Genomic DNA, 25927 nt, shown 5'->3' with positions numbered 1-25927 from the left:
CGTGAAAGGGTGAGACGATGTTTTCGAAAGTATTGATTGCCAACCGCGGCGAAATCGCCGTCCGCATCATCCGCACGTGCCAAAAGCTCGGCATCCGGACCGTCGCCGTCTATTCCGAAGCGGATGCGGATTCGCTCCACGTCTCGCTCGCGGATGAGGCGTATTTGATCGGCAAGCCGCGCGTCGCGGAAAGCTATTTAAATATCGAAAAAATCATAGAGGTTGCCAAAACGGCGAAAGCGGAGGCGATCCATCCCGGCTACGGGCTGTTGTCGGAAAATCCAGCGTTTGCCCGCCGCTGCGAGGAAGAAGGAATCGTCTTCATCGGTCCGAAGGCGGACGTCATCGCGGCGATGGGCAGCAAAATCGAAGCGCGGCGGACGATGGAACAAGCCGGCGTGCCGATCGTCCCAGGCGTCTCCTTTGCGCTTGATAGCGCCGATGAAGCGGCCAAAGCGGCGGCTTCGATTGGGTATCCAGTCATGCTGAAGGCGTCAGCCGGCGGCGGCGGCATCGGCATGCATATCGCCCGCGACGAAGCCGAGCTGCGCCAAGCGTTTGAAGGGAGCCAAAAACGGGCGGCTTCGTTTTTCGGCGACGGGACGATGTATATCGAAAAATATATCGATCGCCCGCGCCATATTGAAATTCAGCTGCTCGCTGATTCCTACGGCAACTGCGTCTACTTGTGGGAGCGCGAGTGTTCGATCCAGCGCCGCCATCAAAAGGTGGTCGAAGAGGCGCCGTCGCCGTTTTTGGATGAAGAGACGCGGCGGAAGATGGGGGAGGCGGCGGTGCGGGCTGCGCGTTACATCGGTTATGCAAATGCCGGTACCATTGAATTTCTCGTCGATGAACAGAAAAATTTTTATTTTCTTGAGATGAACACTCGGCTGCAAGTCGAGCACCCGGTGACAGAAGAAATCACCGGCATCGACATCGTCGAAGAGCAGCTGCGCATCGCCGCCGGCGAGCCGCTCCGCTATAAACAAGAAGAGATTCGCCGCGACGGTCACGCCATTGAAGTGCGCATTTATGCCGAAGACCCGAACACGTTTTACCCGTCGCCCGGCCGCATTACGGCGTTTTCCGCCCCACAAGGCGAATGGATTCGTCATGAAACGGCGGTTCAAAGCGGCGCCGCGGTTACGCCGTTTTATGATCCGATGATCGCCAAACTAATCGCCAAAGGACCGGATCGGCAAACGGCGATTGAACGCTTGCTCGAAGCGCTTCGACACTATCGCGTGGAAGGGATTAAAACGAACATTCCGCTGCTTGAGGCCGTGTTGTCCCATCCGGCGTTTCAAGCGGGGGATACGACGACCGATTTCCTTTCGAAGCATTGGAAGCCAGCAAAAGCAAAATGAAGCAGAAACGGAGGAAGACACGATGACCCAAGTAACGGCAACAATGGCTGGAAGTGTATGGAAATTATTGGTGGCTGTCGGGGATCATGTAGAAGAAGGCCAAGATGTCATCATTTTAGAATCGATGAAAATGGAGATTCCGATTGCGGCTGAGGCGTCCGGCGTCGTGAAGCACATCCACGTGCAGGAAGGAGATTTCGTAAACGAAGGCGACGTGCTTGTCGAGATTGAATAAAGGGGGAGCAGAGCATGAGCCGATGGCCGGCAAAGGTGACGATCAAAGAAGTCGGCCCGCGCGACGGCCTGCAAAACGAAGCAGCGCCGATCGCGACCGCCGATAAAATCGCGTGGATCAACTTATTGTCCGAAACGGGGCTGTCGTACATTGAGGTGACTTCCTTCGTCCATCCGAAATGGATCCCGCAGCTCGCCGATGCCGCTGAGGTCGCAGCCGGCATCGGCCGAAAAGCCGGCGTCACGTATGCGGCGCTCGTGCCGAACGAAAGAGGGCTTGAGCGGGCGTTGGCCGCGGGGATTGACGAAGTCGGCGTCTTTATGTCAGCGAGCGAAACGCACAACCAAAAAAATATTAACAAAACGATCGCTGCCACATTTCCGGTGCTGGAAGCGGTCGTGCAAACGGCAAAACAAGCAGGCAAAACGGTGCGCGGCTACGTTTCCACCGTCTTTGGCTGCCCGTATGAAGGGGCAGTTGCCGTCGATCAAGTGCTGATGGTGGCGGATCGGTTGTTGGCGATGGGGGTTGACGAACTGTCGCTTGGCGATACGATCGGCGTCGCGACGCCCAAGCAAGTGGAGGACGTGCTTGCTGAGGTGCTTCGCCGCTTTCCGGCCGGACGGATTGCCATGCATTTCCATGATACAAGAGGAACGGCGCTTGCCAACATTTTGGTGTCGATGGAGATGGGCATTACGACGTTTGACAGCTCGCTTGGCGGCCTTGGCGGCTGTCCGTACGCTCCCGGAGCGTCGGGAAACGTCGCCACTGATGATTTAGTATATATGCTTCACGGCATGGGGATTGAAACCGGCATCGATGTCGAGCAGCTGACGAAAGCGGCGTTGTTTATCCGCGACAAAATCGGCCGCCCGCTTTCGAGCCGGTATTTGCAAACGGTTGGATCATAAGGGGGGAGAAAACGTGAGCGCACTTGTATCGTTTGAAACACAAGAAAACGGCATCGCCATTGTGACATTAAACCGCCCGGAAGCAGCCAACGCGCTTTCTAGAGCGCTTTTGTTGGAGCTTGGTGCGCTTTTGCAAGAAATCAAATTTCAAAAAGACGTGCGCGTCGTCATTTTGACCGGGGCCGGAGACAAAGTGTTTTGCGCCGGAGCCGATTTGAAAGAGCGGGCAGGGATGAACGAAACCGAAGTCCGTCAGGCCGTCGCTTTAATCAGCAAAACGATCAACGAGGTCGAGAAAGTGCCGCAGCCGGTCATTGCCGCGTTAAACGGCTCGGCCTTTGGCGGGGGGCTTGAGCTGGCGCTCGCCTGCGACATCCGGTTTGCCGCCGACGATATCCAGCTCGGGCTGACGGAAACGTCGCTCGGCATCATTCCGGGAGCGGGGGGGACGCAGCGGCTGCCGCGCCTTGTCGGCCTCGGCAAAGCGAAAGAGTTGATTTTTGCCGCCAAACGGATTACAGCGCAGGAAGCCGAGCGAATCGGCCTTGTCGAATACGCCGTGCCGCGCGCCGAGCTGATGGAGCGTGCGCTTTGTCTCGCGCAGCAAATCGCTGACAATGCGCCGATAGCCGTCCGTCAGGCGAAACGGGCGATCCAAAGCGTATTCAACGTTGATTTGGAGACGGGCCTCGCGATTGAGCAGCTCGCCTATGAGGCGACCATTCCGACGAAAGACCGGTTGGAAGGATTGCAGGCGTTTAAAGAAAAGCGGAAGCCGGTGTACAAAGGCGAGTAAGCCCGCTTGGACAAGGAGGGGGCGGTTTGGAAGGAGGAAGCCGCACGGAGCGCTTGCGCCGCATCGGCCTTTTCACAGCGATAAATAAAACACGGCATCCAACCTTGCTCCAGCCGAACAAGCGGGATGGAACAGCAAGATCTATCAAAACAAGGAGGGGAAACAAAGAGATGAAGGAAACAGCCAATCAGCAAGACACGCTCGCAGCGGAGCTGGAGAAAAGAGCGGCGGAAATCAAGAAAGGCGGGGCGCCAAAATATCATGAAAAAAATGCGGCCCAAGGGAAATTGTTTGTCCGCGAGCGGCTGAATTTGCTGCTTGACGATGGCTTGGAAGTGGAAGACGGCTTGTTTGCCAACTGTTTGGCGGATGGCCTGCCGGCTGACGGGGTGGTGACCGGGATCGGCAAAATCAACGGCCGCACCGTCTGCGTGATGGCGAACGATTCGACGGTCAAAGCCGGCTCATGGGGAGCGCGCACCGTCGAAAAAATCATCCGCATTCAAGAGACAGCGGAAAAACTGCGCTGCCCGATCATTTATTTGGTGGACTCGGCCGGCGCCCGCATTACGGACCAACTCGAAATGTTTCCCGGCCGGCGCGGGGCAGGGCGCATTTTTTACAATGAGGTGAAGCTGTCCGGCAAAGTGCCGCAAGTGTGCCTGTTGTTTGGCCCGTCAGCAGCCGGCGGCGCTTATATTCCGGCGTTTTGCGACATCGTCATCATGGTCGAGGGCAACGCCTCGATGTACTTGGGCTCGCCGCGCATGGCGGAAATGGTGATTGGGGAAAAAGTCACGCTCGAAGAGATGGGCGGCGCTCGCATGCATTGCACCGTCTCCGGCTGCGGCGACGTGCTCGTGAAAACCGAAGAAGAAGCGATTGCCTATGCGCGCCGTTATTTGTCATATTTTCCGTCCCATTACGGCGAAAAACCGCCGGTGGTCGAGGCGAAGCCGCCGAAATCGTTCGACAAAACGATCGAAGACATTTTGCCGGAAAACCAAAATGCGCCGTTCAACATGTATGATTTGATTGAGCGAATCATTGACGAAGGATCGTTTTGCGAAATCAAAAAACTGTTTGCGCCGGAAATCATTACGGGACTGGCGCGCCTTAACGGCCAGCCGATCGGCATCATCGCCAACCAGCCGCGCGTCAAAGGCGGCGTATTGTTCCACGATTCGGCTGATAAAGCGGCGAAATTCATCACGCTTTGCGACGCGTTCCATATCCCGCTTCTGTTTTTGGCCGACGTCCCTGGCTTTATGATCGGCACGAAGGTCGAGCGGGCCGGCATCATCCGCCATGGGGCGAAAATGATCGCCGCCATGGCGGAAGCCACCGTACCGAAGATCTCGGTCATCGTCCGCAAAGCGTACGGCGCCGGGTTGTATGCCATGGCCGGCCCGGCGTTTGAACCGGACTGCTGCCTCGCGCTTCCGAACGCGCAAATCGCCGTCATGGGGCCGGAGGCGGCCGTCAACGCCGTTTATGCGAACAAAATCGCCGAGCTGCCGCCGGAAGAGCGGCCGGCGTTTGTCGAACAAAAACGCGAGGAATACCGGCGCGACATCGATATCTACCGGCTCGCTTCTGAATTGGTCGTTGATGGCATCGTCGCGCCGAACGACTTGCGCGACGAACTCATCCGGCGGTTTGCCGCGTATATGTCCAAATATATGGTCTTTTCCGAGCGGAAACACGGGGTGTATCCGGTTTGAAAAAACTGGATAAACGTCCCCCTTGTCAAACGAAGAAAGATTGTGTATGATAATAATCACCAATCCGCTGCTGCGTTGTGCGTTGTAGAATGAAGTTTCAACCGATGGCAATCAAAAGGGAGTTCTACATTGAAGCGGGAATGTCATGCCCCTTATTCGTCTGCGGGGACGACAGGAACGCTTCTGCGAACACCCACCTGGTGGAGCGTGGTTGAGAAACTGCATTCAGCCAACGGCAACAGCGGCGCGGATTCACGAATGAGGAGTTGGCAAAAGAGTCCAACTGGATGCAAAACATCCGGTTGGACTCTTTTTTCGTTGCGTATGTTTTCTCAAAAAGACATGAAACAATATAGTTGATTTTCCCTGTTTTCATGTTATAATCATATTTCGTGCAGGAATAATTCGTATTGAAACTATTCCAACAAGAAAGATGAGGCAAGGAGGGGGGATGAATGGAAGGGATCAGCCGGGACATCATGTACGCTGTCTTCCGGACGCAAAAGGCGCTTTATCGCCTCATCCGCGAGGACGCCGCCCGCGTCGGGGTGACAGAGGTGCAGCTGATCGTCTTATATACGCTGCTGAAAAAAGAGCATATTCGCCTGAATGACTTGGCGGAAAAATTAAACTTAAGCAACAGCAATGTCAGCGGCACGGTTGACCGGCTCGTCGGCGCCGGCCTTGTTGTCCGAGAGCCGTCGAAGCAAGATCGGCGCGCGGTCATTTTGAGTTTGACGGAAAAAGGAAAAGAGACGGTGTCGGAAGCGTTTGGCGAGCAGTCGGTGCTGCGCCGGCGGCTTGGCCGCATTCAAGAACTCGTCTCTCCAGAGGAGATTGAACAGTTTTTGCATCTTCATGAAAAAATTAAAGCGATTTTACTCGGGGAGGAATAGACGGTGAACGTGAAACGATTGGTTGCGCTGAACATCATTGTGCTCATTTTGCTTGTCGGTGGAGGCTTTGCCGCCTACTACTATGTGAATGAAGCAACGAACTACATTAAAACGGACAACGCCCGCATCGACGGCCAGGTCATCTCCGTCGCTGCGCCGCTGTCCGGGAAGCTGACATCCTGGCGGGGCGACACGGGAAAAACCTTCTCAGCTGGGGAAGAAATCGGCGAGGTGTTTGACGGCAAAACAACGATTCCGGTGACAGTGCCGCATCGGATGACGATCGTGCAGCAAAACGCAGTCAAGGACTCGTTTGTCGCCGCGGGGATGCCGCTGGCCCGCGGGTTTGATTTGAACGATTTGTGGGTGACGGCGAATATTGAAGAGACGGATATTGAAGACGTGAAAATCGGGCAAGACGTCGATATTTATGTCGATGCGTATCCGGATCGCAAATTCAGCGGCAAAGTCGAAAAAATCGGCAACGCGACAGCGAATACGTTCAGCCTGTTGCCAAGTTCCAATGCGACCGGCAACTACACGAAAGTGACCCAAGTGATTCCCGTTACGATTTCCATTGACAATTACAGCGGAGCCGGACTTGTGCCGGGCATGAACGTCACCGTCCGCATCCATAAGTAGGTGATTGAGGATGACAGCATTTGTCATTGGTTATATTGTGTTTGCCGTTTTGGTCTTGGCGGCGGTCAACATCGCGCTGCGCCGCCGCAAGCCGGCTTCAGCCGCGGTGAAGGCGGCAGATGAAGCGGCGGAAGCCAACGCTCAACCGTTAGCGGAAACGAAAGCAGAGCCGTCGACAGGAACGGATGGGCGTCCGGCCGCTCCAGCCGGTCAAGGCGGCCTTGGGGATATCGGCAGCCGCGGCAAGGTTGTGGCGACGGTCATGCTTGGTGCGTTTGTCGCCATTTTGAATCAAACGTTGATCAACGTCGCCTTGCCGCATATGATGCAAGATTTCAACGTGGAAACGTCGACGATTCAATGGCTCGTGACCGGCTATATGCTCGTCAACGGAGTGCTCATCCCGATCAGCCCGTTTTTAATCGCCAAGTTTCCAGCGAAACGGTTGTTTTTATCGGGCATGTCGTTTTTCGCCATCGGCGCGTTTGTCTGCTCGATCGCTCCGTCGTTTGCCGTCATGCTCACGGGGCGGTTGACACAAGCGGTCGGGGCCGGCATTATTATGCAGCTGATGATGGTCATTATGTTGTCGATTTTCCCGCCGGAACGCCGCGGGGTGGCCATGGGAACGGTCGGAATCGCCATGATGTTTGCGCCGGCGGTCGGGCCGACGCTGTCTGGCTGGATCGTTGAACATTATACATGGCGGCTGTTGTTTTACGTCGTGTTGCCGATCGCGATTTTAGACATTGTGCTTGCCTCCGTCTGGCTGAAACATACGCCGCGTAAAGGCAATCCAGTGCTGGACGTGCAAGGGGCGGTCTACTCCACGATCGGGTTTGGCGGCGTTCTGTATGGCTTCAGCGAGGCCGGAAGCAAAGGATGGGGCGAGACGGAAGTGGTTGTTTCGCTTGTCATCGGCGCCTTGTTCCTCATCATGTTCACATGGCGTTCGCTGCGCTCGGAGCATCCGGTGCTCAATTTCCGTGTGTTCCGCTACCCAGTGTTTACGTTGGCGACCGTCATCGGTTCGGTCATTAACATGGCGATGTTTGCCGCCATGGTCTTGCTTCCGGTGTATTTGCAAAACTTGCGCGGCTTTACGCCGCTCGATGCCGGTTTGCTGTTGCTGCCGGGGGCGATCGTCATGGCGGTGATGTCGCCGATCTCTGGTTGGGTGTTTGACCGCATCGGCGCGCGGATGCTCGCTATCGTTGGCTTGATCATCACCGCCGTGACGACGTGGGAATTCAGCAAGCTGACGATGGATACGCCATACAGCCAGTTGATTTGGCTTTACATTTTCCGCATGTTCGGCATGTCGATGCTCGGGATGCCGATTATGACCGAAGGGTTAAACGCCTTGCCGCGCCATCTGTACAGCCACGGCACGGCGATGTCGAATACGATTCGCCAAGTGGCTGCTTCGCTCGGGACGGCGTTTTTGGTGACGATCATGTCCAACCGGACGAAATTCCATGTGGAAGCTTATCGCAATGAAATGACGGAAAACAATCCGTTGTTCATGAGCCTTGTCGGCCAACTGAAACAGGCCATCCCAAGTGATGAGGCGATCGCTCAGCTGTTGTATGGACTTGTGCAGCAACAGTCAACGGTCGAGGGGATCAACGACGCCTTTTTCGTCGCCACCGGCTTGACGGTATTGGCGTTAATGATGGCGTTTTTCTTAAAGGGAAAAAAGCATAAATCGCCATCAGCGTAAACAAAGGAAGCGGCGCAGAAGCCTAACGGGTTCGGTTGTTGAGTACAAAATTAAAAAAAGTAATACAAAAGGGAGTCCAATTCGCATATGAAATGGACTCCCTTTTGTTTCTTGATATATCAATGTTTTATTTAATTTATGACCATTAATCGCATTATAATTAGCATCTTAATTAGCAAGTGACTGCTGACCAACAGACAGTATTCCAAATATGTGTTAAAATTGATGCTAATTGGACATACTAAATGTATGACGATTTTTATTGCGAGGTGTAAATAAAATGAAGTTTATTAAGCCCAAAAATAACAATGCGAGTCGTGTTGATTGGCTTATTTCTGAGCGAGTAAGAGCGATTATAAAAACCTATTCAGAATACACTGAGTACACGGAAAGCGAAGTTGTTGATACATTTCTTCTCAACTTGTTAGAAGATAAAGATTTCATCAAATGGATTAGCAAAAAACGAAATAACAAAAGAATTGTAAAACAACTGGAAATCGAATATTTATTGGAGAGCGATAACTTTGGCTAAATTAAAGAGATTGGCTACCAAAGAAGATAATCTTGTGAATGTACATTCCCCTGTTTCGATGGCAGAAACAGCAGAAAGAACAAAAGATTACGAATTGTTAACACCAAAGCAGTTCGGAACTAAATACAAAGATTTACTGTTCAAACCAACTGAATTCACTTGGAACGGAAACATCTACAAAATTCAATACAATCATTGTTCCAATCCGTATTGTAAGTGGCACGGTCTTCCTCAAGAAAGATTTGAAACAAAAGGGAAACCAAGTCGGTATAAATTATCAGGAACTGGAACGGACAAAACCATTAAATGCAATCCAGACCCAATTAATCTAACAAAAGGAGCTACTTTGGACTGCCACGCCATAACACTATCGAATTGGTCTATCGCACAAGAAATTGAACGATTAATCAGAATCAACAGTATCCAAGATGTTGAACCCGATTATCAATTTCATAAAGATTGTTGTATTGCGGAAGATTGTACGCCTTTTAACGAACCAAAGGCATTCTATAAACGTGGAAAAAGCACAGGTAAATCACAAAGATGGCAATGTAAGACGTGCAAGAAGTTTACCAATGTATTACCTAACCGTAAGCAATCTATCACATACAATCAAAAACGAAGTGATATTCTTCTTTGGTTTACAAAGTTATTGTTAAGTCGGGTTCCGATTACCAGAACTTGCGAACTTTTGGAAATTGGGAGAGGTACCTATTACGATAAATTAGAATTTGTTTATCGAAGATGTTTGGAGTTTTTGGAACGGCACGAAACAAAACCGCTTCAAAATATGCAGTTTAAAGAAATATGGCTCAATACCGATAAAATGACCTATTTCCTCAACAATGTTCGGAAAAAAGGAATGGGTGGCAGCCAGTATGATGATTTAGAGGAAAGTCAATTCCCAACCAATGTGGTGATTACTGCCGATTTATTCTCAAGGTATGTGTTCCGAAGCGATGTGGCATTTGATTGGGATATTTCATTGAGGGATATTGCCCTTGATACCGTTCTTTTAAAAGAAGACCACCTAAATGAATTTGCCAAGAAACACGCTCGCATTCCGAAATATTCTCATTATCCGATGCCTCCGTCTAAAAATGACACACAAACTTATGTCGAGTATCAAGCCGAATTAGATAAAATTGAACACAGAGCCAAGTATATTGATGGATTACACATTAATTCAACTTATACAACGATTGCTCATTATTGGCTTATTAAACAGCTTGTAAAGGCTTCAGAGTGGCGTTTTGTGACAGATAAAGACAATTCATTGATGACTTCCCTTTATCGTGTATTTGCCAAAGAAATTCGCTTATCTGATGCCCACCATTTTCTTTGTCAAACGGATAAAACAAAATCTCGGAAACAAGCTCGTGAGGAATTTGTTCAAGCAAGAGTGGATTTAATCAACTGGGGAATTAACTCTGGTTATGATACAAAGTCTTTGCGAAAATTGGCTTTTCTAAAACTGGAAGAATTATTTCATACACACCAATTTCATAAAAAAGTCATTTCAGATGGCAGCAGTCATTATGAATACGCTGATAATCCGATTGAACATCCGCTTGCGACAATTGACAGAGGATTTCGATGGGTTGATTGTACAACCAATCTTTCATCATTCGAACCGAAGGACATTGCCAATCTTGTTTTAAATGTGAATGACAACGCCACGAATACCTTTATCCAGCACATTCGAAGACGGCTATCTATTTTAGAAAGACCATTGACAACAGCTCGTGGTGACGGAAAAAGCTATATCTATTCAAACTTTAACCCAAAGTATGCTCAAATGGCTCTTACCATACTTCGGACTTACTACAATTTTTGTTTAGCATACAAAACAAAAGAGACAGTAGGAACACCTGCTCAACGATTAGGCATTGCAAAAAAACGATTTGATTTAAAAGAAATAATTTATATGCAATAACCATAATTGAAAGGGATTTGATATTTTATAAGACCAAATCACCATACGATTTGGTTTTTTATTTTTGTTGAAATATCAATATTTTTTGACGAAATCCTTTTTAAGGATTTTAGTATTTTATGTTAAACTAAATATATAGATTACTTAGAAAATTAGCAAAGGGAAAATTAACCCACGAGGAGGGAAGTGTATGAAAAAGTTTTTAATTCCATTATTAGTATTAATTGTGTTAGGCATTGGTGGTTATTTTGTTATTGGACTATTTAGTGCTAAACCACCTTTACCAACCATAACTGTTGGAGAAAAAAAGGTAGAAGTGACACAAGGTTCGTATTGTTGGAATGGATTACTTAATTCTGTTTGTGCTGATACAAGTTCTCCGCCAGAACTCATTAAAAATCAAGAACTAAAACCTGTGGTTGTACCACCAAATTCCCAATTGAAAATAGAATTCAAAGACGAGCCTAAAGAAAATACATTAGTAGTAAATAGATGGCTTACAAATATAAAAACAGAAAATGTTCCAATAAATGATAATGTGATACTATTACCAAAAGAAAAAGGTGTTTATGTGTATGATGTTTCAGCAAGATGGGAAAAGGGAGATTCAAGTTATGCCTTTGTAATTGAAGTACGGTAGTAACCTTTTAGTAACAGTCTTGATTTAACAAGTCAATATAATTTTAGTTTAAAACGCTTGGAATAAACCCAAGCGTTTTAATGTGCTTTTTACCTTGTTAAATTTAGTTCGAATTTTGTGCTAATTACGCTGTTATTTGTACTGTTTTTTTTGATTTTGTACTTCTGAACCGAACCCGTTAGCAGAAGCCGCTTCTTTTTTTGTTTTATCTTAATTAGGCGAGAAGACTCCCACTTCAACGAAGCGAAGCGGAGTAAGTGGGAGATGAATCGCCTTAACTCAGGCGTGTTGATTATCCAATAAAATCCAAAGGGTATAGAAAAAAGAGCACCTTTCCTGTAGAATGTGAGTAGCGACACAAACAAACCCAGGAGGTGCTCTCTATGAACAAGCATACCACACTCCCGAATTTGATGCAAAAACTTGTTTCGGATGAAGAGATTCAACTGATTGCCGAAGCGGTTGGGGATCGTGATTCGTCTCGAACCTTTACGTTGCGCGAGTGGATTCACTTCTTCCTGCTGGCCGCCATGCATCAATGGAAAAGCTTTCGCCACGGAGCCGATGTGGGGCCTCTGTATGGATTGCCGCGATTCCATTATTCCACAGTATCCAAGAAAGCGAAAGACGTTCCCTATGACATCATGAAACGCTTGTTGGCGTTGATCATTTCCAAGTGCAACCGCCAAACCCGCCGTTCGCTTCGGTTTCCCAAACCGCTTCGGGTGGTGGATTCGACGACCGTCACGGTCGGGAAAAACCGCCTGCCATGGGCGCCGTATCACGGCGAACGCGCCGGAGTGAAGCTGCACGTCGCGTATTCGCCGGAATCCTCGTTGCCGGCAGACGTGGTGGAAACCATCGGACTGCGTCATGATGGCCCGGTGGGAGAACAGTTGACGAACGCTCAACAAGTGCTGGTGGAAGACCGGGCGTATTTCAAAATCGAACGCCTCGATCGATTTGTGGAGCAGCATCAGCTCTTTGTCATTCGGATGAAGGACAACATCGAACTTCATCAGAAAAAAAGCTTGAAACGCCTTTCCAGCACATCCTCATCGGTTCAAGCCGACTTCACGTGCCAGTTGGGGACGAAACAATGCCGCTCCACCAAGCGTCACCGGGTGGTGATCTTTCGAGATGCGAATGGCCGCGACATTCGGGTCGTGACGAACCTCTTCCATGCGTCTGCGGAAACCATTGCCGACATGTACCAACAACGTTGGACTGTTGAGGTCTTTTTCCGTTGGGTGAAGCAATATCTGAATGTCCCGACCTTGTTTGGCACGACGGAAAATGCGGTATACAATCAGCTGTTTGCGGCGTTCATCGCGTATGTGTTGCTGCGATGGCTGTATGATCAAACCAAAAAACAGACGAACGTCTCTCTTTCCTTCATTTCGTTCGTTCGCCGTTTTTTCTCTGGGCAGCTTCCTCTCGATTGGAAATCCGGGATGGCCGCTGCTTTGTTTGAGTATGCCCAAATTTATGGAAGGCGTATGTATAATTTTGGATAATCAACACTCGTGGCCTTAACTATATTTTGCTGAAAATAGGATAGATTCAGTAAAATATAGTATAATATAGTTAGATGGGAGGTGAAAAAATGTATTTTTGTATCAAACAACAGCTAAATGGTTTGACCAAAGAAGAATACTTGACTCTTCGAGAACTGTGCCATATTGCCAAGAACATGTACAACGTCGGATTGTAAATTGGCAAACTTGTCATTGGCTATGCGGAAACATGGCAACGCAATATTAATCTAGGAAAAAAGACAAATCAAAACTTTGTCAATATTCCTCTCGGTAACATAAAAGAAAAACTAGAATATCTTTGTGAATTTTACGGCATTGAATTCTTGAAACAGGAAGAATCCTATACGTCTCAAGCCAGCTTTTTTGACGGCGATGAGATTCCTGAATATAATGCCGACAATCCAAAAGAATATAAGTTCAGCGGCAAACGTATTAAGCGCGGCTTGTATCGAACAAAGTCTGGCAAACTAATTAATGCTGATGTCAATGGCGCATTAAACATCTTAAAGAAAAGTAAAGCTGTAGACCTGAGTGTCTTATGCTCTAGCGGCGAAGTGGACACGCCTCAAAGAATAAGGATTGCTTGAAGCAGTCAAACTTCTTTGGAAGCCCCCACTTCAAATTTTCGCTAGAAAATTAAGTGGGGGTAGTTCACGCCATATGGACAACAATGTTCTTGCTCCCTTTTTGCACACATATACATCATAAAGACAAGCGGATGACAAAAGAGGGGGGGGAGCGCCATGGCGCATTTCGGCTCGAAAGGATGGCTTGTGGCTGAGTTGAAAAAGGCGGGCATCGCCCGTCATCCGGTTGGACGGAAAAAAATTGAAACGTACAAGGCGGCGGAGCTGTACGGGCTGTACCGAAAATATGTGCAGAAAACATGCTGAACCGGATGAAGCGATCCGGCTTCTTTTTTGAGGTACAATAGTTATAAGGAAAGGCCGTGAAGCCTTGATATGTCAACATTTCTAGTGGGAGGAGGGAGGGCGCGCCTCTTTGGCCAGGAAAGCGATGAAGAAAAAACGGTTTACTGTAGCGGAAGGGGAAACGATCGCCGCCTGTTTAGCGCGAATGAAACAGGAAGGCTACCGCCCTGTCCGCCGCATCGAGCAGCCAATTTTCCGCGAAGTGGAAACGAACGGCGAAACGATGGTTGAGCCGTGCGGGCGCATCATCGAATTTGAGGGGGTGCGCGATGAGCCGTAGCAACAGGTCGTTAGCACGGTTGCCCGCCGCCGCCAACGATTTGAGGCGTCGGCCATAGCGGCAAATGGCGAATGGGACGTTGCAGCCGGTTGTCCGGGTCGCTACAATAAAGAAGGGGAAAAATATAAAGAGAAGGAGATGACGCCATGATTCATCACACATGGGCGACCCGGCCGACGATCAAAAAAGTAAAGTGCGTTCACACGAACGCGGAAAAGTACATGGTCAGCAATGTATTGACGCCGGGCAAAGTATATGAAGTAAAAAACGAAACCGACGAGTTTTATTTTGTCATTGACAACAGCGGAAAAGTCGGCGGGTTTTACAAAGATTATTTTGAGGAAGTCAAATGATCGCGCCAATCACCAAGAAAAAACGGATGTCCAAAACAGGGCATCCGTTTTTTCGTGTGCGCCCGGCATGGGTGCAGTCTATAGGGTGAAAGTCCCGAACTGCGAAGGCAGAAGTAGCAGTTAGCTTAACGCAAGGGTGTCTGCGGCGACGCAGAATCTGAAGGAAGCGGGCGGCAAACTTCCGGTCTGAGGAACACGAACTTCATAGGAGGCTGGGTATCATTGGGTGAGTTTGCACGACAAAACGAAGCCCTTTCTGCCGAAGGTGATACCGAGTAAATGAAGCAGATGGATGGAAGGAAAGACTGCACTCTTACCCGGGGAGGTCTGTCCGGGAAGCCAAGTGCGCTTGGCAACCGTTGGAGCGATCCAACGCTGAACGGACAGAAGTCAGCAGAGGTCATAGTACCCGTCTAGCTTAGATAGAAGGGGAAGGACCGAACCATGAAGGAGAACGGCCACTAGGCGTTCATCTTCTTTGATGAAGCAGATAACCCGAAAGGGCCTGCTTGAGGGGGGAAATGGTGAAGTCCATGGGGAACCTCAAGAGGGTGGAGAAGAAGATGGCACAAATAGAACGGACCGTTCACGTAGAGAGGAAGAATCGGAATGTGGATGAAACAGGTAATGTCACGGGAGAATCTCCTGCGAGCACTCAAACAAGTGGAAAAGAATAAAGGGTCCCATGGAACCGATGGAATGTCCGTCAAAGACCTGCGAAGACACCTCGTGGAACATTGGGACGCGATACGGCACGCTTTAGAAGAAGGGACCTACGAACCTTGCCCGGTCCGACGGGTCGAAATCCCGAAACCGAACGGAGGAGTCAGGTTACTAGGAATCCCGACCGTGACAGACCGGTTCATCCAACAGGCCATCGCCCAAGTGCTCACGCCGATCTTTGACCCATCCTTTTCGGAACACAGCTACGGGTTTCGTCCCGGTCGAAGAGGACACGACGCGGTGAAAAAGGCGAAGCAGTATATTCAGGAAGGATATACATGGGTGGTAGATATCGACTTGGAAAAGTTCTTTGATCGAGTCAACCATGACAAACTGATGGGGATATTAGCGAAACGAATTCCAGACAAAATCCTCCTAAAGTTGATACGGAAGTATCTACAGGCAGGGGTCATGATCAACGGGGTGGTCATGGAAACACAAGAGGGGACTCCACAAGGAGGGCCGCTCAGTCCACTCCTGTCCAACATTCTCCTGGATGAGCTGGACAAAGAATTGGAAAAACGAGGGCACAAGTTTGTACGGTATGCGGATGACTGCAATATCTACGTAAGGACGAAGAAGGCCGGGGAACGGGTGATGAAATCGATCACGGCATTCATCGAAAAGAAACTCCGGCTGAAAGTCAACGAAACCAAATCGGCAGTGGATCGTCCGTGGAGGAGAAAATTCCTCGGTTTTAGCTTCACCCCAAGTAAGGAGCCAAAAATCCGAATTGCAAAGGAAAGCATTCGGCGCATGAAGCAAAGGATACGCACCATGACGAGCCGATCGAAACCGATTCCCATGCCCGAACGAATCGAACAGCTCAATCAATACATTCTGGGATGGTGTGGATACTTTTCGCTAGCAGAGACCCCAAGTGTGTTCAAAGAACTAGATGGATGGATTCGACGAAGGCTGCGCATGTGCCAATGGAAAGAGTGGAAACTTCCGAGAACCAGAGTCCGAAAACTGCAAAGTTTAGGAGTGCCCAAGCAGAAAGCATATGAATGGGGAAACACTCGGAAGAAATATTGGAGAGTGGCCGCCAGTCCCATCCTGCATAAAGCCCTTGGCAACTCCTATTGGGAGAGCCAAGGGCTGAAGAGTCTTTATCAACGATATGAATCTCTGCGTCAGACTTAATGGAACCGCCGTATACCGAACGGTACGTACGGTGGTGTGAGAGGACGAGGGTTAGTCACCCTCTCCTACTCGATTCAGCCGACGGCGCTTTGTTCTGCCGTCGGCGGTCCCACCCGACTTGCCGGCAACGTGATCGTCAACGTCGTCCCTTTTTGTACGGCGCTTTCGATCGTCCACGTTCCTCCCATTTGTTCGATGATTTTGACGGCGACCATCGCACCAAGCCCAGTGCCTTTTTCTTTTGTGCTGAAGTATGGCTCGCCGAAGCGGCGCACTTGTTCTTTCGTCATGCCAACGCCGTTGTCGGAAATGGTAATGACGACTGATGCCCCCCGGTTCTCAGCCGCGACATGAAGCGTGCCGCCGTTTGGCATCGCCTCAATGCTGTTTTTCAACAAGTTGAGAAAACACTGTTGGAAATATTGTACGTTTCCGATGACGATGCCATCTTCGAGGGAAGAGGATACATGGATCGAATGCATATGCGCCATTGGCGTAATCATTTGCAACACTTTCTGAAGCTGGGTGGACACATTAATCGGCTCGGTTTCTTTCGGCGCCGGTTTGGCAAACGTCAAATAGTCGCGGATGATGGCTTCCGCCCGCTCGAGTTCCTCTAAGGCGATGCGAATGTACCGCTCTTCGGTTTCGCGCGGCAGCCGACCCGTTTGCAGCAGCTGGATGAATCCTTTGACGACGGTGAGCGGGTTGCGGATTTCATGGGAAATGCTGGCCGCCATTTGGCTGACGATCTCCATTTTTTCCATCTTCATCAGCTCTGCCCGAGCGAGCTGCGCCTCATGAAGCGTCTCCATCAAATAGACAGCGAACATCATGACGAACGGCGGCATCATAATAAAATACACGATATATGGCTTCGTTACCGGAAAATCAGCAACAATCACGGCGACAAATGTCGTCAGCACCGCGAGCAAAAACGTCAGCCACAGCGCAGTCAGCAGCTTGCCGGACCGGGGCAGTTTCCGAAACAGCGGGGCGGCGGCGGCCGCTGCCGCGAACATAATGGCATAGACGACCACTGTAAGTGGCTGAAAACCGTACAATATGGTGCGCGCACCCATCAAGAAAACAAACAGCACCGCCCCAACTGCGCCGCCGCCATACAATGTTCCAAGCAAAAACGGAATTTGCCGGAAATCATGGACGCACAGCGGATCCATGTAAATCGGAAATTTCATGCACAACACGGCCGCCAACGCCAAACAAACCCCAAGCAGCGCCCGGCCATAGAGCGGGCGCTGCCGGATCGCTCGACTATGGTCATAAATAAAGGAAAAGGCAAAGATCGTGACCAAAATATAAAATAAGTTGTTCAAGACGTGCTGGTTAATGTATAAACCGGCCATACGAAAAATCTCCTAACTGAATAGACATCATCACCTTTCATTATAGCGGAAAGAGATTGAAAGAAAAATATGCATTGGCTATGTCCGGTCTTTCAGCAGCCAAACCGCCAAGGCGCCAAGGAGCGGCAGCGAGCGTAAACGAAGCCGCCGTCGAGCGCAAAATCGGAAAGAGCGCCGGGATGACCGCCTGCATCGCATCGTTCAAAAAGTGGCCGAGGCTGATGCGAACAAAATCGGGTAGACGGTCATGCTGACGGCGCTTGTTCGTTCCGTATGAACCCCCATCGTTCTCCCCCGTTCCAACCATAGATCTTAATATGGCTAAATTATACTTGATCCTTGCCACCAGAGAAAGCCCCATTTCCCAGCGTGAGCGCAGGCAAGAGGGCGCTTCATTTTTGTCTTTTCAATCGCCAGCGCGGTAATTCAGCTTTTCTTTTCCAGATGCACTGATGACGAGCTCGACGTTTACGAATAGCGTGTTGTTATGGAGTGGGATGAGGCCGTTGATCTGATGTTTTTTCCAGAGATCCGGACGCTGGCGATACAGTTGCTCCGCTAGATTCAATATATCGATCTGTTGCTCTTTCCCAAGTTTATATAAGCGGTGGATTTCTTGTTTCACCGTTTGTTCCGCCAGTTTGGTCAGTTGTTTTCGTGAGAGCGGTTCACGCAGTTCGAGGAGATTTCCTTGCGCCTTGACGTTTACAGTAAAAGCATACTTTCCGTTCTTCACGTCGACCGACCACTTCGTTGTTGGATTATGGACGATTAGGGAGGCAACGGTTTTCTCTTTTTGCTTGACATAAATCGGGGTGCGCCGAACGTCCTGCTCCAACCAACGAAGCCCTTGCAAATCGGAACGGCCCTCGCATCCTTGCAGGCGGTAATCGTGAAGAAAACAAATGCCGGATATAGCCAACATTTGTTTTGGCTTCTTATTTTCCACCCAACGATTGTCTTCAATTGTTAAATAAGGGAGTCTAGCTACATCAGCTTTTTCATCCATCGCAGCAATCAATTGGCTGAGACGGATCGGGCGGATAAACGAACTTTGTTGAAAGATTTCTTCCGGATTGGACAACAGCGAATAATACGAGGAAGCGTTCAACAACGGCGTCGCTTCAAACAGCTCGGACAGCGGCTCATCGGTCGCGTACACCCACGCCGTATGGCGAATTTCATTGTAACGGTTCAGCACGTCGATCACATCGGCTACGATGCCTTTTTGCAAGGCCCGTTTCGTAAAGACAATGCTTTTTACATGGCCCCATGACACCCTTTGTTGAATGGAAGGGTAGATTTTGTCGGTCGCGATATTAAACGTTTCGCCAGCGGCTTTGCCGACGGAAATCGCCGCTTTTTCTCTGCCGCCCCCCGCTTCGACTTTGGCAAGGGCGGTGAAATCGATCAATTGCACGTAGGCGATTACTTGGCCATCTTTGTAGTCGATCCCGATTGAATGAATGTAGACAGTGTGATCGATGTTGCGTGTGTCCCAGCAACCGCCAAGCAGCATGATAGAGGCGATGATGGGAATGACTCGCTTCCTCATTTTCGTTCCCTCTCTTTTGCAATGAGATCATTTGGACGGACAATGCGGTCGCGCGTGCGGAACTGCTTCCATGTGCTCGGGATAAACGCTTTCCCGATATCTTTGGACGGCGGCGCCAGCGGCGTCAAGTACGGAATGCCGCAGGTGCGCAAGTTGACTGCATAAGTCAAGATGAAAAACAGCGACAGAATGAAGCCAAACAGGCCAAGAACGGTGGAAGCCGTCAAGACAATAAACCGCAGCAAGGTGACGCTGCCGGCCATGTTTTGGTTGACGAGCGTGAATGTCGAGATGACGGAAATGGCGGCGATGACGAGTGTGGCCGGGGCGGCAAGCCCCGCGTTGATCGCCGCCTGGCCGATGATTAAGCCGCCGACGACGGACAGCGTCTGCCCGATGGCGATTGGCAGACGCATCCCGGCTTCCTTAAACACCTCAAACAAAATCATCATCACAAACATCTCCAGCGGCACTGGAAGCGGCACTCCTTGGCGCGACAAAATGAGCGTCGCCAGCAAGGTGAACGGAAGCTGGTCCGGATGGAAGGAGGTCAAGGCGACCCAGGCGCCCGGCAAATAAATGGCGACCGAAGTGCCGACGAGCCGAAGCAGGCGCTGAAATACGACAAACAAGAAAAACGTGTTGTTATCTTCCGACGTGTTCAGCAAAAACGTTAAATTGCCCGGGCCGATCAAGGCGGTCGGCGCCCCGTCGACCAAGATGATAAAACGGCCGTTGAGGAGCGAATTGACGGCAAAATCGGGCCGCCCGGTATAACCGAACATCGGGAACAAAGAAAACCGGGTGTCAGACAACCACTCCTCAATTTGATTGGTGCTTGTCACCGAGTCGATGTACAAACTGAGCAGACGGCTTCTCACCTCATCGATGATGGTCGTGTTGGCAATATCATCGACATAGAGGAGCCCGACTTTTGTCTGGCTGCGCGTGCCGATGACAAACGGTTCATAGACGAGCCGGTGCGAGCGCAGCCGCTTGCGGATGAGCGCCACGTTTTTGCTGATTTCTTCAATAAATCCATCTTTGGGTCCACGGATCGATACTTCCGTGCTCGGCTCTTCCGGATCGCGGTTTGGCGGGCTGGCGAGCGGCATCGTGTACAAGACATCGGCTTCGTGAAAATAAATGAGCAAATCACCGCTAAACAGCTTGAAGTTGAGATCATCGATCCGCACTTCTTTTCCCATATACTCAAGCGCCGCCGGTTTGCGGGCCTCGATGTCGGCGGCCGAAAAGCATGGATGGTGTTCGCACAGCTCGCGGAACATCGGATAAATGGCCTTTTGCAGCATTTGCGTATCGCACAGTTCTTCACAATAAATAAACAGCAAGTGCACCACAGCCGCCGAGCCGTCAGGCAAAGAGGATGGAATCGCGGCTTCCGTCATGATGACATCCGGGCATTTGGCGTACATCGTGCGCAACGCCTCTTCGGAGATGATGACGGTCTCGAGCCCTGTGTAATCGTCTTTCAACCGCTTGCCTTCGGCGGCGCGCATGGGTCGTTTCATCCTGCCACCCCTCTTTTCTTTTTTCGGTATGCCAACAAAGCGAAACCACTTAACACAACGGACAGCGCAAGACTAAACAGCAGCGATGCCGGCAGCACCCCATGTTTGACAAAATACAAAAACTGTTCATCGCTGACCGGCGCCAGCGCCGCCAATGTGATCGCCAAGTAAAGGACAATGAGCACCCAACGGCGGGTTTGCGGATGGCGGATCGGGAACAGCTCTACAATGAGCGCCATCGACAAGGAGATGCGGATAAAGGCGCCTGATATCCACTGGTAGATCGACATAAAGTCGACATGTTCAATGTACGTCCCTAAACTGACCATCCGCCATTGCTCAAATGCCGGATAGCGAAGGCGCGTCGCCTGCTCGGGGCCAAACTCGGTGATGGCGCCAATCGTCGGCCCGATGCTCAGCCCGGCGGTGAAGAAGGCAATCGCGGCAAGCGCCTTCCATGAAAATGGGCGAGGCAGGCGATGGGAGAGAAACAATAGAACGATCACTTCCACATATCCCGCTCCGGCGTACATCATGCCGTTGAGCACAGGTCCAACACCATGTTCAAGCGTTGGTCTGAGCAGTGAATAATCTTTATGAGGCGTGGTCGAGAGCATAACGAAAAAACCAAACACGATGACGAACGGGCAAATGATCATGGAAGTGTTGGCAATCGAGTCGATGCCTTGGTACGAGTTATAAAAACAAACGGCCACGATGACCAAAATCAGCGCCCATCTCGGCGTCGCCGTCAAATAAGAGGTGGTGGTAAACGTGACCGTATCGTTTAACGTGACAAAACTATGAAGAAGCAAGAATGCGCTGCTGACACCGGCCACCGCATAAGCAGCCGCGCTCGAAAACCGGGCCTTGAGCCAGTCAAACAGCCGCTCGCCGTTCAGTTGTCGGATGGTGAAATAAAGCAGCGGCAGCCAGAGGAGCAAACCTCCCAACGCTCCCAAGGCGGCGATCCACGCATCGCGGTGGGCGGCCTCAAGCATAAAGGGGATGATGATGACATGATTCATCAGCCCGACCGACAGCATGATCATGAATAACAATTGCAGGGCGCTAAGCGGTTGTCCGTTCATCATGAATCCCTTTCTTTCCGTGCAATCTCCAAAGGGCGGGGGATGTAGGGCAAAAGGCTGCTGATTCCAGAAACCTTGCTGAACCGGCTTCTTTTCTGATGAAATGCCGCTGATTGGCTTTCTAAAACGATAGTGTTTCCAGTCCAGGGGAATTTATCCGTTCCAACGGCAAACCAACAGCGAAACTTCTCAGGCGGCAGGGGGCACAATACAGGGAAGAAAGGGCGAACATCAACGGCATGCAAGGGGGGCGCAGCATGAAATGGCTTCATTTGACGATCGGCGTGAAGATTTCCGTCTGCCACCCCACCCGGTGTATGTCCCGGTGACGCTGATCCGGGATGGCCAGCTGTTGGCAGACGAATTAGCGGAGCTTGGGAAAACGGAGCAATGGCTGGCCGCCAAACTGCAAAAACAAGGAATTGCCTCGCCAAAAGACGTGTTGATCGCCGAGTGGCTCGAAGGAGATGGGCTGTTTGTTCAGACGTATCAGCCCGCCGAGCGGCAACGGTCAACGCGGCGGCCGACGGCGTCGGAATGAGAGGAAGAAAGAATCCAGGGATGGATTCTTTCTTTATTTTGGAAAAAACTCTTGCCTTTCTTCTGTTTTATGTGTACTATTAGTTATAGTACGGTTGTGACAATGAGAGGAGGAGGGGAGATGTTTGAGCTTGATATCCGCAGTCGCCAGCCGATTTACGAACAACTGATTGACAAAATGAAAGAAATGATCGTCCGCGAACTATGGCAGCCGCACGATCAGCTGCCATCGGTCAGGACGATGGCGAAACAGCTGATGGTGAATCCGAACACGATTCAAAAAGCGTACCGCGAACTGGAACGCGACGGCTGGATTTATTCGATTCCAGGGAAAGGCAGCTTCGTTGCCCCGCGCTCGAAAGAACCAAACATCGAGGCGATCGCTACGGTCCGTGAGCAGCTTGTCCGCCTTGTCAAGGAAGCACGGTTTTTAGGGGTGACGAATGAGCAGTTATGGCAATGGGTTCGAGAAGGAGAGAAAGAGGGGGAGAATCGTGATTCAACTTGTGGACGTGACGAAAACGTTTGATCGGTTTGCGGCCGTCAAGGGCGCGAACATGATGGTGCCAAAAGGAGCGATTTACGGGCTGCTCGGCCCGAACGGCGCCGGAAAAACGACGCTGCTCAAGATGATGGCCGGCATTCTCCGCCAAGACCGCGGGACGATTACAATTGATGGCGAGGAGTTGTGGGAAAACGTTCAAGTGAAGCAGCGAATTTTATTTTTGCCAGACTTTGTCTACTTTTTTCCGCACGCGACAATTCGGCAAATGGCGGATTTTTACGAGCAACTGTACCCTTCGTTCAGCCGCGGACGGTTTCTGGAATTGCAGTCCGTCTTTGCGCTTGATCCAAACAAAAAGATTCAGCAGTTTTCCAAAGGCATGCAGCGCCAGGCGGCGTTTTGGCTTGCTTTTTCCGTCCGGCCGGACGTGCTTATTATGGATGAGCCGCTTGATGGGCTCGACGTATTCGTCCGTCGCCATGTGAAACAGCTGTTAATCGATGAAGTAGTAGAACGGGAAATGACCGTTGTCATCTCGTCACACAATTTGCGCGAACTCGAAGATTTATGCGGCATGGTCGGACTGATGGCGCACGGTGTGGTGCAGCTCGAGCGCGATTTGGACGAGCTGCGCGCGGGGATGCATAAGCTGCAAGCCGCCTTTCGCGGCGGGTTTCCGAGCGAGTTGGCCGAACGGCTTGACATCGTGCATCGCGAGGAGCGCGGCAGCATCGTTCTTCTTATTGTCCGCGGGGAAAAGCGGCGCATAGAGGAGACGGTCCGCGCATTTCATCCTCTCATCCTTGATGTGCTGCCGCTGTCGCTTGAAGAAATTTTTATGTATGAAATGGGGGGCGATGCTCATGTCCGTGAAACAGTGGTCGGCTAACCGCGCCATGTGGGGGCAAAATCTTCGTCAAATCGGCTGGATTGCCATCATTCACTGGCTGCTATGGCTGGCGGCGATTGTGCTGCCGATGGCGCTCGCGTATTCTCAATATGACCCAAAGGTCGGCAATATTCCGCAATGGTACAGTGTGTATGATATAGCCAATGGAATGGAAGCGCTGTGCGCTTGGCTCGTTCCGATTTTGGCGGCGGCCGGCGTGGTTCGCTATATGCATGAGAAACGGTCGGCTGATTTCATCCATAGCTTGCCCATCCGCCGCACCGAACTGCTTGCCGGGCAGATGCTTATTGGATGGCTCTTTTTGGCGGTTCCGCTCGTGTTGACCGCCTTGGTTGCGATCGGATGTCTGTACGGACTTGATCTCCCGTGGCCGATTGGAGCGGGGGATGTGGGACGATGGCTTGGCGAGACGCTTGTCGTAGAGACGGTGATTTTTGCGCTAGGTGTCATGGTCGGCGTGCTCGTCGGCCAATCGATCGTTCATATTGTGTTAACGAATATTGCTCTCTTTTTTCCGACAGGCATCATGGTGCTGCTGTTTAGCAATTTGCCGTTATGGTTGTATGGATTCCCTGATGGGTACTATTTATCGGGAAATCTGATGGATTGGGCGCTGCCGATTCGTTATGCGATGCTGACGGATCAAGCGATGAGTGCGGGAGAAATCGGGATGTTGCTGCTGTTGTCGCTTCTATTTTTCAGTTTGTCCATTTGGCTGTACGAGCGGCGGCCGACGGAAGCGGCCGGGCAGGCGCTCGCCTTTTCAGTGCTTCGCCCACTGTTTGTGTATGGAGTGGCGTTTTGCATGTGCTTGACCGGCGGGTTCTACTTTGGACAAGTCCAACGGCAGTGGGGATGGATCATCTTTGGGTATGTTGCGTTTTCGCTTATCGGGTATGCCGTTGCGCAAATGGTCGTGATGAAAACATGGCGTGTTTTTCATAAATGGAAAGGGTATATCGCCTTTGCCGCTGTGATGTCGGTCTTATTTTTGACTGTGCGCCTTGATCCGGTTGGATATGTGAGACACGTTCCGAATTTGTCCGATATTGAGAAAGTCTATTTCGGCCAGTCGGTGATGAATTGGCAAAATCCTAACTTGATGGAAAGAGAGTTTGAAGCATTCGATCAGTTTTTGCGCACGAAGGACAACATCAAAGCTGTCAGGGCGCTTCATGCGCAGCTTGTGCACGATCAGCCGCTCCCGTCACGTTTTGGCAACGTCCGGCCGATTGTGATCGGGTATGTGCTCAAAGACGGCACGCGTCTCCTCCGCCGCTACGAAGTGCCGATTGAACCGTACATGCTGTATTTTCAGCGCATCATGGGCTCAAACGAATATAAGCAGCAATATTATTTGCTGCTTCGCCCAAGCGGCTATGCGCCGATCCGTCAGGTGACGATCCGAAATGTGGAAACCGGGCGGGCAGAGGTTGTGCTTGCCGAGCCGAAGGAGATTGAGTCGTTTGTCCAGGCGCTCAAACAAGATTTGTGGAATGAGCCGGTGGAGGACATCATCGGCGGGGGGAGCACATGGCAGGGGAATATTGAATTGCTGCAAAGCGACGGCGATTCGTTTACCGTTCCCTTGTCTTCACACAGCACCCATGTTCGCGAGTGGTTGCAACAACAGCATCATTGGGAGCAAATACAGAAAAGGTAACGCCCGATGAAGAGAAAAGGTGTCCCGTTGCTTTTGGGGCACCTTCCTCTTTTTGCCCCCGGCTGTTGGTCAAGACGTTTTGTTTTTTCGTTTCCACATCCAAACGTTCAACAGATCGAGCAATAGTGAAAGGACGAACAATGAGAAAATAAACAGTTCTGGTGCCTTCATTACTCGAAATGGGTTCAGCACGATATGCAACGATTGATGCAAGGTCATCCCCATCAACTGATCCATGCTTACCATCGTTCCTATGGCGAGCAAGGCAAACATCAGCCAAACAACAATTAGTTTCATGGTGTTCCACCTGCTGTTTTTCTTTAGTTTTTGCTATTGATTCAAAACCGATGCACGGGCGTATGTCCTCCCGATTTCGTGTCCATA

General features: G+C 50.5%; 25 protein-coding genes, 1 other RNA gene and 2 pseudogenes. 22 read left to right on the top strand and 6 right to left on the bottom strand.

What is annotated here, in order from left to right:
* Positions 1–17: 17 nt before the first annotated feature.
* The 18 genes and pseudogenes from accC to ltrA all read left to right on the top strand — a co-directional run bounded on the left by accC (position 18) and on the right by ltrA (position 16380).
* Positions 18–1370, top strand: coding sequence for an acetyl-CoA carboxylase biotin carboxylase subunit (accC, locus tag ACVX3G_RS12390; protein ID WP_014195716.1), 1353 nt, complete (start codon positions 18–20; stop codon positions 1368–1370).
* A gap of 22 nt (positions 1371–1392) precedes the next feature.
* A complete protein-coding gene (locus ACVX3G_RS12385; protein WP_014195717.1) occupies positions 1393–1605 on the top strand; it encodes an acetyl-CoA carboxylase biotin carboxyl carrier protein subunit in 213 nt (70 codons plus the stop codon).
* 14 nt (positions 1606–1619) lie between these two features.
* A complete protein-coding gene (locus tag ACVX3G_RS12380; RefSeq protein ID WP_014195718.1) occupies positions 1620–2519 on the top strand; it encodes a hydroxymethylglutaryl-CoA lyase in 900 nt (299 codons plus the stop codon).
* 13 nt (positions 2520–2532) lie between these two features.
* Complete coding sequence (locus tag ACVX3G_RS12375; RefSeq protein ID WP_014195719.1) at positions 2533–3315, top strand: enoyl-CoA hydratase; 783 nt, start codon at positions 2533–2535, stop codon at positions 3313–3315.
* A 170-nt stretch (positions 3316–3485) separates the two neighbouring features.
* Positions 3486–5039 (top strand): acyl-CoA carboxylase subunit beta, encoded by a 1554-nt coding sequence (locus tag ACVX3G_RS12370; protein WP_025039203.1) that lies wholly within the window; start codon positions 3486–3488, stop codon positions 5037–5039.
* Positions 5040–5102: 63 nt separating this feature from the next.
* Positions 5103–5291: non-coding RNA, 6S RNA (ssrS, locus tag ACVX3G_RS12365), on the top strand.
* Positions 5292–5494: 203 nt separating this feature from the next.
* The gene (locus ACVX3G_RS12360) at positions 5495–5935 is read left to right on the top strand and encodes a MarR family winged helix-turn-helix transcriptional regulator (protein ID WP_011231100.1); all 441 of its coding nucleotides are present in this window, start codon (positions 5495–5497) and stop codon (positions 5933–5935) included.
* A 3-nt stretch (positions 5936–5938) separates the two neighbouring features.
* Positions 5939–6577 (top strand): HlyD family secretion protein, encoded by a 639-nt coding sequence (locus tag ACVX3G_RS12355; protein WP_014195721.1) that lies wholly within the window; start codon positions 5939–5941, stop codon positions 6575–6577.
* Between the two features lie 10 nt (positions 6578–6587).
* Positions 6588–8300, top strand: coding sequence for a DHA2 family efflux MFS transporter permease subunit (locus ACVX3G_RS12350; RefSeq protein WP_014195722.1), 1713 nt, complete (start codon positions 6588–6590; stop codon positions 8298–8300).
* A 280-nt stretch (positions 8301–8580) separates the two neighbouring features.
* The gene (locus ACVX3G_RS12345) at positions 8581–8832 is read left to right on the top strand and encodes a hypothetical protein (protein WP_014195724.1); all 252 of its coding nucleotides are present in this window, start codon (positions 8581–8583) and stop codon (positions 8830–8832) included.
* The gene (locus ACVX3G_RS12340) at positions 8825–10768 is read left to right on the top strand and encodes a hypothetical protein (RefSeq protein WP_014195725.1); all 1944 of its coding nucleotides are present in this window, start codon (positions 8825–8827) and stop codon (positions 10766–10768) included. The genes ACVX3G_RS12345 and ACVX3G_RS12340 overlap by 8 nt, the downstream gene beginning before the upstream one ends.
* Positions 10769–10958: 190 nt before the next feature.
* Positions 10959–11408 (top strand): hypothetical protein, encoded by a 450-nt coding sequence (locus ACVX3G_RS12335; protein ID WP_025039205.1) that lies wholly within the window; start codon positions 10959–10961, stop codon positions 11406–11408.
* 383 nt (positions 11409–11791) lie between these two features.
* The gene (locus ACVX3G_RS12330; RefSeq protein WP_110107770.1) at positions 11792–12925 is read left to right on the top strand and encodes an IS4 family transposase; all 1134 of its coding nucleotides are present in this window, start codon (positions 11792–11794) and stop codon (positions 12923–12925) included.
* Positions 12926–13122: 197 nt separating this feature from the next.
* Positions 13123–13533: pseudogene (locus ACVX3G_RS12325) on the top strand (zinc ribbon domain-containing protein); the annotation flags it as partial.
* A gap of 156 nt (positions 13534–13689) precedes the next feature.
* Positions 13690–13839, top strand: a complete 150-nt coding sequence (locus ACVX3G_RS12320) for a YflJ family protein (protein WP_011231104.1) — start codon at positions 13690–13692, stop codon at positions 13837–13839.
* 124 nt (positions 13840–13963) lie between these two features.
* Entirely contained in the window at positions 13964–14158 is a 195-nt protein-coding gene (locus ACVX3G_RS12315) for an NETI motif-containing protein (RefSeq protein ID WP_015374752.1), read from the top strand.
* Positions 14159–14304: 146 nt separating this feature from the next.
* Complete coding sequence (locus tag ACVX3G_RS12310) at positions 14305–14511, top strand: DUF6501 family protein (protein ID WP_014195730.1); 207 nt, start codon at positions 14305–14307, stop codon at positions 14509–14511.
* 609 nt (positions 14512–15120) lie between these two features.
* On the top strand, positions 15121–16380 hold the full coding sequence (ltrA, locus tag ACVX3G_RS12305; RefSeq protein ID WP_011230853.1) for a group II intron reverse transcriptase/maturase: 1260 nt from the start codon (positions 15121–15123) through the stop codon (positions 16378–16380).
* Positions 16381–16454: 74 nt separating this feature from the next.
* Here the strand turns inward: ltrA and ACVX3G_RS12300 are convergent, their stop codons facing one another.
* The 5 genes and pseudogenes from ACVX3G_RS12300 to ACVX3G_RS12280 all read right to left on the bottom strand — a co-directional run bounded on the left by ACVX3G_RS12300 (position 16455) and on the right by ACVX3G_RS12280 (position 21925).
* A complete protein-coding gene (locus tag ACVX3G_RS12300; RefSeq protein WP_014195731.1) occupies positions 16455–17747 on the bottom strand; it encodes a sensor histidine kinase in 1293 nt (430 codons plus the stop codon).
* A gap of 148 nt (positions 17748–17895) precedes the next feature.
* Positions 17896–18032 (bottom strand): annotated as a pseudogene (locus tag ACVX3G_RS12295) (MFS transporter); the annotation flags it as partial.
* Positions 18033–18153: 121 nt separating this feature from the next.
* Positions 18154–19302, bottom strand: a complete 1149-nt coding sequence (locus ACVX3G_RS12290) for a Ger(x)C family spore germination protein (protein WP_014195733.1) — start codon at positions 19300–19302, stop codon at positions 18154–18156.
* Positions 19299–20834: a spore germination protein gene (locus ACVX3G_RS12285; protein ID WP_014195734.1), complete on the bottom strand. Its 1536-nt coding sequence runs from the start codon at positions 20832–20834 to the stop codon at positions 19299–19301. Before ACVX3G_RS12285 ends, ACVX3G_RS12290 begins: the two co-directional genes overlap by 4 nt.
* Positions 20831–21925, bottom strand: coding sequence for a GerAB/ArcD/ProY family transporter (locus ACVX3G_RS12280; protein WP_021322393.1), 1095 nt, complete (start codon positions 21923–21925; stop codon positions 20831–20833). The genes ACVX3G_RS12285 and ACVX3G_RS12280 overlap by 4 nt, the downstream gene beginning before the upstream one ends.
* A gap of 262 nt (positions 21926–22187) precedes the next feature.
* On the opposite strand from ACVX3G_RS12280, the gene ACVX3G_RS12275 reads away from it, so the two are divergent.
* The 4 genes from ACVX3G_RS12275 (at position 22188) to ACVX3G_RS12260 (ending at position 25543) form a co-directional block, all read left to right on the top strand.
* Positions 22188–22466, top strand: a complete 279-nt coding sequence (locus ACVX3G_RS12275) for a YetF domain-containing protein (protein ID WP_014195736.1) — start codon at positions 22188–22190, stop codon at positions 22464–22466.
* Positions 22467–22586: 120 nt separating this feature from the next.
* Positions 22587–22994: a GntR family transcriptional regulator gene (locus ACVX3G_RS12270; RefSeq protein WP_021322395.1), complete on the top strand. Its 408-nt coding sequence runs from the start codon at positions 22587–22589 to the stop codon at positions 22992–22994.
* Positions 22960–23859, top strand: coding sequence for an ABC transporter ATP-binding protein (locus tag ACVX3G_RS12265; protein WP_031206536.1), 900 nt, complete (start codon positions 22960–22962; stop codon positions 23857–23859). Before ACVX3G_RS12270 ends, ACVX3G_RS12265 begins: the two co-directional genes overlap by 35 nt.
* Complete coding sequence (locus ACVX3G_RS12260; protein WP_479454548.1) at positions 23834–25543, top strand: ABC transporter permease; 1710 nt, start codon at positions 23834–23836, stop codon at positions 25541–25543. Before ACVX3G_RS12265 ends, ACVX3G_RS12260 begins: the two co-directional genes overlap by 26 nt.
* Positions 25544–25612: 69 nt before the next feature.
* Here ACVX3G_RS12260 and ACVX3G_RS12255 read toward each other — a convergent pair whose 3' ends face one another.
* Positions 25613–25840: a YczF family membrane protein gene (locus ACVX3G_RS12255; RefSeq protein ID WP_021322398.1), complete on the bottom strand. Its 228-nt coding sequence runs from the start codon at positions 25838–25840 to the stop codon at positions 25613–25615.
* Positions 25841–25927 lie beyond the last annotated feature (87 nt).

Source organism: Geobacillus sp. PLS 41, assembly GCF_056494105.1.
This window is presented reverse-complemented; position numbering and strand designations above follow the sequence as displayed.